Here is a 12215-nt window from a genome sequence, read left to right on the forward strand (position 1 = left end):
GAGGAAGAAATGGCTAGAAATTTTAGAGGCGGAATGCCAAATATGAATAATATGATGAAGCAAGTTAAGAAGATGCAAGAGGAAATGGAAAAGGCTCAACAAGAGCTAGAAGAAAAAGAATTTACATCTTCTGCTGGCGGTGGCGTTGTTGAGGCAACTGTGACAGGCAAAAAGGTTGTAACATCTATAAAAATAAACCCTGATGTTGTTGATCCTGATGATGTTGAGATGCTTCAAGATTTAATAATGGTTGCGATAAATGATGCAGCAAGCCAAGCAGATAAATTTAATGAAGATAATATGGGTAGATTAACTGGTGGAATTAATATTCCTGGTTTAATGTAATGGCAATATTACCTGAATCACTAAATAATTTAATAGAACAATTTCAAAAATTACCAACTATAGGCAGGAAGAGCGCTGAAAGACTTGCTATGAGTATAGTTGACGAAGATGCTAAAAGTGTAGAAGACTTTTCAAAATCTTTAATTGAAGTAAAAAAAAGAATTCACCACTGCAAAATTTGTGGAAATCTAACTGAAGAAGATACTTGCAACATTTGTAAAGATTTTACTAGAGATGATGAATATCTTTGCATTGTCGAAGATGTGAGAAATCTTATAGCAATCGAGAAGTCAGGTGCCTATAGAGGGAAATACCATGTCTTGGGTGGACTTATCTCGCCATCAGATGACATTAGTCCTGATAAGTTAAATATAGATAAACTAATAAAAAGGTTAGATACTGAAGATATAAAGGAAATTATCCTGGCTATATCATCAACTATAGAAGGCGAGACAACAATACTTTTTATTACCAACCTTCTAAAGGGAAGAAATATTAAAATTTCAAAAATCGCTCAAGGCATTCCAGTTGGTTCTCATCTAGAATATTTTGATCAACTCACTCTAGAAAGAGCTCTGGAAGACAGGAGAGACGTAAGTGAATAAGATAAAAAAATTGTTATTGATAATTATCCCGATTTTATTATTAAGTGGATGCTTATTATTTAAAAATAAGAAATCAGACAAAATCGATAAAATTGAAAAAGAAGTTATTGAAGTTAATAAAAAGCCAATACTTAATAAGATAGATATCAAATCTGCAACTTTTGCTTCCGATATTGTATTGGATGAATTAAGCAAAGATAGCGAAAATACTTATGAAACTACTAAAATTAACAATCTTACACAAATTGAGTCGCTGGATTTTGATATAGCTATTGTACCTGCATATCAGGTAGTAGATTTATATAATAAGACTGATGGCAACATTAAGCTTGCTGCAATAACAGGTGTGAATAATCTACATATTATCAGTGATAAACAAATTAATGGTCCAAAGGATATGGCAGGAAAAACAATTATGGTGCCAGAATTAAACGATTCAATGAACAGGTTAATTGATACAAAGTTGGGATTTGTTAAGACTTTGATGAGAATAAATACAGAATTTTATTATAGCCAAAAAGAATTGGTTAAAAATTTAGATTCTGCTAATAATATCTTGGCAATTCTTTCTGAACCATACTATTCCAAAGCTTTAGCAAAGAAAAATTACTATTCTTTTGATGCAAATAAAGCCATCTCAATGCTACCTAATTCTAAGGTTGATTCGAATGGAGATTTCTTATCAGAAGTTATAATAGTTAATAAAAATTTTCTTATGGACAACAAAAAAAGTGTTGATAAATTTCTATCAGATTATAAAAAAGCTCAGCAATCAATAGATTCCAATACTGTTTTATCACAAAGCATCATAAATAATTATGATATAACAAATGAGGAAGCAATTAAAATATATAAATCGATGGAAAATACCTACATAGATTCTGATACTATGTCGGGAGTTTTTGAAATATACATGGACAAGCTTGAAAATCTTGATAGCAACATATTTTCAGGCAAAAGACCAACAGACGATTTATATTATAATATCAAGTGAAATTTTTGGTCCGATAATTAAATAGCAACAAATTAAAATGGAGGCAAGTCGCCTCCATTTTAATTTGTTACGAATTTTGTTACGATTCTTATAAATATCGCTACGCTTCTTATCATTCGTGATTTTTAAAAGGTCTAAATTTACACCTTTTAATCCTATATTTAAATTGGTGGAGATGAAGGGACTCGAACCCTTGTCCGTGAAAGCATCACCGAAGGCATCTACAAGCTTATTAGATCTTTTAAATTTGCATAAAAAATCAAAAATCTACAAAAAATTTTTATGCTAGCTTCATAGTACTAGATATATCGCAAAGCTTTGATATACCAGTTGTCGCTAGATTATAAAACAAATATTAAGTCTGCGACGGACCTAATATTTATTGCTTGTCCTATTACTAGGCAGCTAGTGCGAAGTTTGCTTCGCTATTATTGTTTGCGTTTATATTTAATTATCAATTTACGTTTTGATATACGACCTGCAGCCTAAGCTTCTTCAATCACGTCGAAACCATGGCATCCCCATATAGGGTAATTATACTAATTATAAAAGCCTTGTCAAAATGATGGAATTCGTGATAAAATATAAGATAAGAAAAGGTTTTCTAGAATATAAATCCTATATATGGGTATATATATGAAGACAATTATTATATAAACAGGAGGGCTTATGAGAAACGCAAATAATACTGCAGCAATGCTTTTGGCAGGAGGTCAAGGTTCTAGACTTAAAGCATTGACAAGGGAGATGGCTAAACCGGTAGTTCCATTTGGAGGGAAATACCGCATTATAGATTTTGCCCTTAGTAATTCAACAAATAGTGAAATTAAAGATATAGGAGTCTTAACTCAATATAAACCTCAACTTCTTAACGAACACCTTGGTATTGGTGCAGCTTGGGATTATGATAGGAATTTTGGAGGTTTAAGAATTCTTACTCCTTATTATACTGAATCAGGTGGTAGATGGTTTGAGGGTACAGCTTCAGCTATTTATGAAAATATTAATTATTTAGACGAAGTTAATCCTGAATACGTTCTCATTTTATCAGGTGACCATATTTATAAGATGGACTATAGGGAGCTTCTTGATGTGCACAAGCAAAAAGGAGCTGATTGTACAATTGCAGTAATGCAAGTGGAATGGGAAGAGGCTAGCCGTTTTGGTATTATGAATACTGATGACGATGACAAGATTGTAGAATTTGAAGAAAAACCTGCAAATCCAAAATCAAATCTTGCTTCAATGGGTATTTATGTATTCAATTGGAAGGTTTTGAGGAAGGAATTAATAGAAGATTACGAAAATAAAGAATCTACAAATGATTTTGGACATGATATAATTCCGAAAATGTTACATCAAGGTTCACCGCTCTATGTATATAAGTTTGATGGATACTGGAAGGATGTTGGAACAGTTAGAAGTTTCTGGCAAGCCAACTTGGATTTAATTGATCCTGATAACGAATTAGATATTTATGATGATAATTGGAGAATATATACCAAGTCCTTAAACTTACCTCCACATAGACTTGGTAAAAATGCAACATTAACTGATACTCTTGTTAACGAAGCTTGTGTAATTGATGGAAAGGTTAATCATTCTGTTCTTTTCTCTGAAGTAGAAATTGAAAAAGGCGCTGAAGTATATAATTCTGTTTTATTAAATGGAGTTAAGGTTAAGTCTGGAGCTAAAATCTATAATGCAGTAGTTGCAGAAAATATGGTGTTGACAGAAGATATCGGAAAAGAAAATGATGATATAGTTTATTTAGTTAGTAACGAAGGTATAGAGGAGGAATAGGATGGATAGGATTGTTGCTTTAGTTTATAGTCCAAATTTTAAAGAAACAAATTATGGGCCTTTATGCAAATTTAGACCGGATTTTATGTTGCCTTTTGGTGGCAGATATAGGATAATAGATTTTGCCTTATCAAATCTTGCTAATTATGATATCAATAGAGTAATATTGTACGCAGGAAGCAAGCTCAGATCTGCTCTTGACCATATTGGTAATGGTAAAAGTTGGGAATTAAATAGGAGAAATGGTGGTCTTATGATAAACCCTGTAGGTCTTGCTAGTAAAGGGTCTAAAAGTGAGATTGAGACTTACTATGACACTATTGTCTATTTCCAAGAGCATGAGTTTGAATATGTTTATATCAAAAATCCAATGTATATTATAAAGGAAGATATAAGAGATGCAATGGAAAAAATGAAAGATGAGGATATAGACTGTTTAATACTTTCAAGTAAAGTTACAGATAAGGATGGAGAATACTTAGACCAATCAATAATCAATTCTGATGATGATGGTAAGCCAACTGGAGTAGGAATTAACATGGGTATAACAGATACAGTTGATCTATTCTTGGGCTCTTTAATTATGAAGAAAGAATCTTTCTTAAAGGTTTTAAGACATGCTATGCAGGAAAATGTTTCAAATTCACTTTTGTCTGCAATTTTTGCCTATCCAGGTAATTTGAATATTGATTTTTATAGACAAGATAAGGAATTTGAAATAATAAAAGATTTTACCTCTTTCTATGAAGTAAATATGAGACTTCTAAATCAGGAAACCTTTGATAAGTTATTTTATGAAGATGGACTTGTTTATACAAAATCAAAAGATGAACCATCAACATCTTATACTAAGAATGCAAATGTGAAAAATTCTTTGATAGCTAATGGTGGTATCATAGAAGGAGAAGTAGAAAATTCTATTATATTTAGAGGTGCTAAGATTGGTAAGGGTGCTATTATCAGAAATTCTATAATTTTCCAAGATTCTGTTATTGGTGATGGAGCAATACTTAACTTTGTAATTACTGATAAGGGGACAGAAATTGGTCATGATGTAAGATTGTTTGGTAATAGGGCGAATCCATATGTAACAAGTAAAAATGAATCACTAGACCAAAGGAGTTATTAATGAATATACTTTTTCTAACAAGTGAATCAGTACCATTCATAAAAACAGGGGGGCTTGCAGATGTTGCTGGAGCCCTTCCAAAAGAATTAAAGAAAAAAGGTGTAGATATTAGAGTTGTTATGCCTTTACATAAGGGTATTGGTGCATCTTATCGCGAAAAAATGGAAAAAATTACTGAATTTTATGTTGACCTTGATTGGAAACACCAATACGCTGGAGTATACCAGTTAGAATGGGATGGTGTTATTTATTATTTCATAGATAATCTTGAATATTTTGATAGAGATGGGCTTTATGGATATGACGATGATGCGGAAAGATATATTTTCTACTCAAAGGCTTGCACACTTTTGCCAAAGGAAATAAATTTCAAACCTGATATCATCCATTCGAACGATTGGCATACAGCCATGGTCAATGTATTTGTAAATGATTTTAGGACAGGGGATTCTTATTACGAAGATATAAGAACTCTTTTTACCATTCATAACCTAAAATACCAAGGGGTATTTAATTCTGATTATATGGCTCTTGCAGGTTTAGATGGTAGATATTTTAATGAAAATGACTTAAAATATTATGACGCAATAAATTTCATGAAGGGTGGAATTATCCATGCTACACATGTAAATACAGTTTCTGAAAATTATGCAAGAGAAATCCAATATCCATTCTACGGCGAGGGCCTTGATGGTGTTATAAGGGAATATAATTATAAGTTAGATGGGATAGTTAATGGAATAGATTACGATGTTTGGAATCCTGCTACAGATAAAAATCTTGCAAAAAATTATGATTTGAATTCTATAAATGATAAGTATATAAATAAAAAAGAATTACAAAAACTATATAACCTCCCACAGAGAGATGATGTGCCAGTATTTGGTATAGTTTCAAGGCTAAATGAGATGAAGGGTATGGATCTTGTAAGGTATATATTGGAAGAATTGCTACAAGAAGATATCCAATTAGTTGTCTTGGGTACAGGAGATTACACCTATGAAGAAATGTTTAAATATTTCGAATGGAAGTATCCTGACAAGGTGGCAGCAAGAATTTACTATAATGAAAAAGAATCTCATGAAATATATGCAGGTTCTGATTTTTACCTAATGCCATCTATATCTGAGCCTTGTGGAATTAGCCAATTGATCGCTATGCGTTATGGATCTCTACCAATTGTAAGGGAAGCAGGAGGTCTAAAAGATACAGTCATCCCTTATAATGAATATACTGGCGAAGGTACTGGTTATTCTTTTGCAAATATTAATGCGCATGAGCTTTTATTCACAACTAAAAATGCTATAGATGTTTATAAGAATAAGAATGAAACACATAAGCATTTGGTTATGAATGCAATGAAGCAAAAAAATGACTGGGAAATGTCGTCAGAAAAATACTTAGACCTCTATGAAAAAATTAAGGCGTAAAAAATATGAATAAAGATAAAGAATATATCGTAAAAAGAATACAAAGTTTTTTGTATTCTTTTTATGCGAAAAATACGAAAAATGCTCGAGTAAATGAAGTTTATGACTGTTTATGTAGGTATTTAATGGAAGTTATTGGTAAGACTTGGGTCAAGTCAAAAGATCTAGAAAATGATAAGGACTATTATATTTTGTCCTTTGAATACTTACCTGGAAAGTTTATAGATAGGAATATACATAGACTTAAAATAAAAGATCAAATAATTGAAGCTCTTGACGAATTAGGATTTGATTTTGATGAAATTCTTGCTTGCGAAAAAGAAGCTGATTTAGGAGTAGGTGATATTGGTATTGGTTCATCTGCCTTGATAAATGAATTAGCAAATCAAAAGAAACGTGCTGTCGCTTATGCTTTAAGATATGAAAATGGAAATTTAAAGCAGAAGATTGTTGATGGCAGGCAGGTAGAATATTCTGATTTTTGGTTAGAACAAGGATCTAATTGGGAACATAAAAAATCTTTTTCTTATCTTTTAGAAATAGATGGAAGAAAGAGTAAAACAATAGCATATGATATGCCGATTTTAAGTGATAATGCAGATTTCGTAAATACCTTAAGACTTTTTAAGTCTGAAGTCGTAGATGCTATAAATATAGAAGATTTTACCAGGGGAGATTTTCTTAAGGCCTATGATAATTACATTAATATTTCTTCGATAAATAAATTTTTATATATTGATGATTCAACATATGAAGGTAAATTTCTAAGGTTAAAACAAGAATATTTTTATGCAGTTTCAGCTATTAGAGATATCTTTAGGAGGCATAACAAGAGGCATGGCAATATAAAGGGGATAGAAAATAATATTAAAATTTTCAGTCACGATATACATCCAAGCCTAGCTCTAATTGAATTTATACGAATTCTAACAAGGGAATATGGATATGAGATGTCAAAAGCAATTGATATGTCAAGAATGGTTTTTGACCATGTTGCTTTTTCAATAACAGACGATAGCGTTGAAGATTATGATATTGAGATGATTCGAAGAATAAACCCAGAGATTAAGGATGCGATTATTGAGATACAAAAAAATCTTCAGATTATTTCTCCTGAACTAAGTATTATAAAAAATGGTAAAGTATCATTTAGAAATATTAACAAATATCTTTCAGGTGATTATAATTACCTATCTAAAATTATCGCTGAAGCGAGAGAAAATGACATTAATCATTCATATTTTAATTATGGAACGGATAGAATTTTATACTCATCATCTTCAAATGTTGGTCTTTCAAATCTTTTGAGAGATTATGGCATAAATTCTTTTGCTTATGAAAAAATTGAAAAAATCAAAAAAATACAAAATAACGAAAGTTTTTTTAAAGATTTAGATAAAGTAAAGTACAATAATAAATGCAGGTTAGCGAAGATAGTGGAAAATAGTCTGGGAGATGTTATAAATCCATATTCCATGTACGATGTTCAATTATCTATTATGCATGAGAGTAAAAGACAGATTTTAAATTGCCTAGCTATTGCATATAAATATTACATGCTTAAATATAACAGCAATCTCAAGCTAACACCTACAACATATATATTTTCAGGTAAGGCCAATGAAGGCTACTTTATGGCGAAGGAGACTATAAAATTTATCATTGCTCTAAAGAAAATGATAGATAAGGATAAATTTATTAGGGAAAAAATAAAAATTGTCTTTGTAGAAGACCTAAATGTGGAAAAAATAAAGCGAGTCTTGCCTGCAGTTGATATTTACTCAAATTTAACCTTGCCTACTCTTGACAACCAGAATTTCCATATTCTAAATGCTATCTTTAATATGTCAAATATTATATCTACTAAGGGTGGGATAATTGATAATCTTGATGTAAGTAATTCATTTTACACTTTTGGAGCAGATTTTGATACAATTCAAAAATTAGATATTGAAAACTCATACAATGCAAATGAGTTTTATTATAATAGTGAAATAGTTAAATTCACAATTGATAATTTGTTGAATGAATCTTATGATAATTTTCCTTATAATTTCAAAATTATCTATGACCAGCTTTTGATGTATAACGACTCTTTTAAGATTTTTTATGATCTTGAAGATCTAGTAAATACTAGAAGTAAAATAGAGAATGAATATTTAGATATTGATAAATGGACTAAAAGGCAAGTAGAAAATATAATATGGGCAAATAATTTTAGATTGGATGAAGTAATTAGTAAATAGGATGAATTTAGTTAAAAAGAAAAACATTAGCTATAAGGAACTTAAAAAAATTAAGTTAGGAGCAATATATTCTAAAGATTTAACAACATTTAGAGTTTTTGCACCAGATAGGGATAAGATAGACCTTGTTATAACTGATAACATAAAAGAAGTCAGAAGAAAAACCTATCCGATGTCAAAAGATGATATGGGGATATTTTCAATAAGCCTAGCAGGGGATTACGATGGTTATTTTTATAATTATATTGTAGAAGATAAGTATGAAGTTACAGACCCATACGCATTTTCAGCGTCTATAAATTCTATGTATTCTGCAATCGTAAACCTTGAGGATACAGATCCAGAAGGCTTTAGGGAAAGCAAAATCCCAGAAATAAAAGAAAATGAAGCAATTATCTATGAGCTGAGTGTAAAAAACTATACAGCAGATAAATCAAGTGGGGTATTTAATAGGGGTAAGTTCTTAGGTTTAGCAGAGATGAATACGTCATATAAAGGCGTAAGAACGGGAATTGATAATATTAAAGACCTGGGTGTTACACACGTTCAAATCCTTCCAATGTATGATTTTATAAGCGTTGATGAGGATAATTCTAAATTTTTCTGTGATGATAATTATAATTGGGGTTACGATCCTGAATTATATTTTGCACCTGAAGGTTCATACTCAACGGATCCAACTAATCCTAAATCTAGGATAATAGAAGCTAAGCAAATGGTCAAGGCCTTCCATGATAAGGGCATAGGTGTAATTATGGATGTGGTTTATAACCATACCTTTAAGACTGTTGATTCAAACTTAAATACCTTAGCTCCCCAATACTATCATAGGACAAATCCAGACCATAGCTTTTCTAACGGTTCAGGTTGTGGTAATGAACTTGCAAGCGAAAAACCTTTTGTGAGAAAATTAATAATAGATTCCTTAATTCATTGGGTTAAAGAGTATAAGATAGATGGTTTTAGATTCGACCTGATGGCATTAATTGATCTTGAAACAATAAGAATTGCAATCAGAGAATTAAGGAAGGTAAACCCTAATATTATTATTTACGGTGAACCATGGATGGCTTTATCTTCGCCACTAAACTATGACCAGCAAATCTGGAAAGGTAAACAAAAATCAAATGGTTTTGGAGTATTTAATGATGATTTTAGGGATGCTATTAAGGGCGATGTAAATTCTTACGGCAAAGGATATATACAAGGTCTTTTCTATAATAAACATGCTATTGAAACCGGAATAAGAGGTTCAATTGATTATGGAAATGGTGATGGCTTTGCAGATGATGCAGCTGAGACAATCAATTATTTTAATTGTCATGATAATTTAATTATTTATGATAAGTTGGCTATTTCATTAGATGATACTAGAAATATTAATTCATATATAAAACTCGCTATGGGAATAATCATGCTTTCATTTGGCAAACCCTTTATATATGAAGGAAATGAATTTAACCATAGCAAAAAGAATGACTCGAACTCATATAATTCACCACTTTCAGTAAATGCTATAAAATGGGAAGATAAAAAGAATAACATCGAGATTTTCAATTATACTAAAGATTTGATTGAATTGAGAAAAAATATTGAGGCCTTTAAATATACTAGTAAGGATGAGATAGAAAACAGACTTAAATTTATCGAAGGTTTAGAAGATAGTTTAATTGGATATATACTAGACAATAAGTATATTGTTCTTATAAATGCTAATGGACATGATATGTTTGTAAGTTGGAATATATTAGACGAATATATTAAGGTTAACAAGGATAAAAAAATTGTAAAGGTTTTTGATAAAGAGGGTATTAATAAAATAAGCTTAGAGGCGACTGACGGCTTAAGTCTTGAATCTTTGTCAGTAAATGTATATAAAATAGGAGATACTTATGGATTATAAGAAAAATTTTGAAATTTGGTACAAGGACGACAGGTTTGATGAGGAAACTAGAAAAGAATTAGAAGCTATTAAGGATAATGAAGACGAGATTAAAGATAGGTTTTATCAGTCTTTAAAATTTGGAACAGCTGGTTTAAGAGGCAAGCTTGGTGCTGGTACTAATAGGATGAATAAGTACATGGTTGCTCAAGCTACTCAAGGTTTTGCCGATGCAATTGCAGAAGGTGGAGATGAGGCTAAAAAACGTGGTGTTGCTATAGCTTATGATGTTAGACATAAGTCTCTAGAATTTTCTAAAATTGCAGCAGAAGTATTTGCTGCTAATGGCATTAAAGTTTATATTCATAAGGATATTGAGCCAACCCCTGTATGTTCATTTACTATTCGTGAGCTTGGATGTGTAGCAGGTGTAATGGTAACAGCTTCTCACAATCCTAGAGAATACAATGGTTACAAAGCTTATAATGAAGAAGGTAGCCAAATTATGGACGAAACAGCTAATAAAATTTTATCTTATATTGGCGATCATCCAGACTTTTTCGAAATACCAAGAAAGGATTTTGAGGAAGGTTTAAAAGAAGGAATAATCGAATATGTTCCAGATGAAGTAATAGAAAAATATATGTCCTTAATATTGGACTGCTCTATCAATGATAAGGGTATTGATAAGGATATCTGTGTTGTTTATTCACCATTAAACGGCACTGGCAATAAGCTAGTAAGAAGAATTCTTAAAGAAAGAAATTTCACTAATATCCATGTTGTAAAGGAACAGGAAAATCCTGATCCTGATTTTACTACAGTAGGTTATCCAAATCCAGAGGACCCAAAGGCCTTCAAGTATTCAGAAGAACTTGGTAAAAAAGTTGGTGCTGACTTACTTCTTGCGACAGATCCTGATGCTGACAGATGTGCGGTAGAAGTTAGAGATAAAAACGGTGAATATCAATTCTTGACAGGCAATTTAATCGGAACTCTCTTAACCCAATATATTTTATCAGGACTTGATGCTAAGGGAGACTTCCCAAAAAATCCAGCTGTGGTTAAATCTATAGTAACTACAGACCTTATTGCGCCAATTGTAAAAAAATATGGTGTTAAGAAATACGATGTTTTAACAGGATTTAAAAATATTTACGACAAGGCAAATGAACTTGAAAGAGATAATACAGGAAAGTTTGTTTTTGGTTTTGAAGAATCTATCGGTTACAATTATAAGGATTTCGTAAGAGATAAGGATGCTGTTACAGCTGCTATGTTGATAACTGAAATGACTGCTTACTATAAATCACAAGGTAAAACTCTCCTAGATGTAATAGAACAAATTTATAAGGAACATGGTTATTATTCTAATGAAGTTGTCTCTATTGTGCTTGAAGGAGCTGATGGTCAAGCAAGAATTGGTAGAATAATGACTGAAGTTAGAGAAAATCCAATTAAAGAAATTAATGGGGAAGAGGTTTCTAGAGTCATAGATTATCAAAATGATGAGACAGGTCTTCCAAAATCTAATGTATTAAAATGCTACTTTAGCGACGATTCATGGGTGACTTTAAGACCTTCTGGCACAGAACCAAAAATAAAAATTTATGTAAATGCAATTTCTGATTCTATGGATAAAGCTTTAGCGAAGAAAAATGCAATTGTTAAGTATATGGAAAGTTTAATCGACTCTATAAAATAACACTTTTATTTAAAATCTCAGGGTGAAACCTGAGATTTTTCTCTTGAAAACTTGAATTTCCATTAAAATATCATAA

9 protein-coding genes and 1 other RNA gene are annotated in these 12215 nt (G+C 31.2%); 9 read left to right on the forward strand and 1 reads right to left on the reverse strand.

Annotated elements, in window-relative coordinates; all coding sequences use genetic code 11:
• Window positions 1–9: 9 nt before the first annotated feature.
• Genes HMPREF1630_RS08540 through HMPREF1630_RS08550 form a run of 3 tightly spaced genes read left to right on the forward strand, consistent with a single transcriptional unit; the run spans window position 10 to window position 1944 of the window.
• The gene (locus HMPREF1630_RS08540; protein WP_004827367.1) at window positions 10–345 is read left to right on the forward strand and encodes a YbaB/EbfC family nucleoid-associated protein; all 336 of its coding nucleotides are present in this window, start codon (window positions 10–12) and stop codon (window positions 343–345) included.
• Complete coding sequence (gene recR, locus HMPREF1630_RS08545; RefSeq protein ID WP_004827368.1) at window positions 345–950, forward strand: recombination mediator RecR; 606 nt, start codon at window positions 345–347, stop codon at window positions 948–950. Before HMPREF1630_RS08540 ends, recR begins: the two co-directional genes overlap by 1 nt.
• Window positions 943–1944 (forward strand): ABC transporter substrate-binding protein, encoded by a 1002-nt coding sequence (locus HMPREF1630_RS08550; protein WP_004827369.1) that lies wholly within the window; start codon window positions 943–945, stop codon window positions 1942–1944. The genes recR and HMPREF1630_RS08550 overlap by 8 nt, the downstream gene beginning before the upstream one ends.
• A 167-nt stretch (window positions 1945–2111) precedes the next feature.
• Here the strand turns inward: HMPREF1630_RS08550 and ssrA are convergent.
• Window positions 2112–2467, reverse strand: a transfer-messenger RNA (tmRNA) gene (gene ssrA / locus HMPREF1630_RS09385).
• Between the two features lie 146 nt (window positions 2468–2613).
• Here ssrA and HMPREF1630_RS08555 point away from each other — a divergent pair.
• The 6 genes from HMPREF1630_RS08555 to HMPREF1630_RS08580 are packed head-to-tail and all read left to right on the forward strand — an operon-like array spanning window position 2614 to window position 12139.
• Entirely contained in the window at window positions 2614–3747 is a 1134-nt protein-coding gene (locus tag HMPREF1630_RS08555) for a glucose-1-phosphate adenylyltransferase (protein ID WP_037328764.1), read from the forward strand.
• 1 nt (window position 3748) lies between these two features.
• Complete coding sequence (glgD, locus tag HMPREF1630_RS08560; protein WP_037328766.1) at window positions 3749–4876, forward strand: glucose-1-phosphate adenylyltransferase subunit GlgD; 1128 nt, start codon at window positions 3749–3751, stop codon at window positions 4874–4876.
• Complete coding sequence (gene glgA, locus HMPREF1630_RS08565) at window positions 4876–6306, forward strand: glycogen synthase GlgA (RefSeq protein WP_037328767.1); 1431 nt, start codon at window positions 4876–4878, stop codon at window positions 6304–6306. Before glgD ends, glgA begins: the two co-directional genes overlap by 1 nt.
• A 5-nt stretch (window positions 6307–6311) precedes the next feature.
• Window positions 6312–8552: a glycogen/starch/alpha-glucan phosphorylase gene (locus HMPREF1630_RS08570; protein ID WP_037328769.1), complete on the forward strand. Its 2241-nt coding sequence runs from the start codon at window positions 6312–6314 to the stop codon at window positions 8550–8552.
• 1 nt (window position 8553) lies between these two features.
• Window positions 8554–10455, forward strand: a complete 1902-nt coding sequence (pulA, locus tag HMPREF1630_RS08575) for a type I pullulanase (protein WP_052039420.1) — start codon at window positions 8554–8556, stop codon at window positions 10453–10455.
• Window positions 10445–12139, forward strand: coding sequence for a phospho-sugar mutase (locus HMPREF1630_RS08580; RefSeq protein WP_037328771.1), 1695 nt, complete (start codon window positions 10445–10447; stop codon window positions 12137–12139). The genes pulA and HMPREF1630_RS08580 overlap by 11 nt, the downstream gene beginning before the upstream one ends.
• Window positions 12140–12215: the final 76 nt, after the last annotated feature.

Origin of the sequence: Anaerococcus lactolyticus S7-1-13 (assembly GCF_000758765.1) — a bacterium.
In the GTDB taxonomy this organism is placed as follows: Bacteria; Bacillota; Clostridia; order Tissierellales; family Peptoniphilaceae; genus Anaerococcus; species Anaerococcus lactolyticus.

Coding starts and splice junctions, on each gene's coding strand:
- HMPREF1630_RS08540 (WP_004827367.1), top strand. CDS start 10: ATGGCTAGAAATTTTAGAGGCGGAATGCCAAATATGAATAATATGATG.
- glgD (WP_037328766.1), top strand. CDS start 3,749: ATGGATAGGATTGTTGCTTTAGTTTATAGTCCAAATTTTAAAGAAACA.
- HMPREF1630_RS08570 (WP_037328769.1), top strand. CDS start 6,312: ATGAATAAAGATAAAGAATATATCGTAAAAAGAATACAAAGTTTTTTG.
- glgA (WP_037328767.1), top strand. CDS start 4,876: ATGAATATACTTTTTCTAACAAGTGAATCAGTACCATTCATAAAAACA.
- HMPREF1630_RS08555 (WP_037328764.1), top strand. CDS start 2,614: ATGAGAAACGCAAATAATACTGCAGCAATGCTTTTGGCAGGAGGTCAA.
- HMPREF1630_RS08580 (WP_037328771.1), top strand. CDS start 10,445: ATGGATTATAAGAAAAATTTTGAAATTTGGTACAAGGACGACAGGTTT.
- pulA (WP_052039420.1), top strand. CDS start 8,554: ATGAATTTAGTTAAAAAGAAAAACATTAGCTATAAGGAACTTAAAAAA.
- recR (WP_004827368.1), top strand. CDS start 345: ATGGCAATATTACCTGAATCACTAAATAATTTAATAGAACAATTTCAA.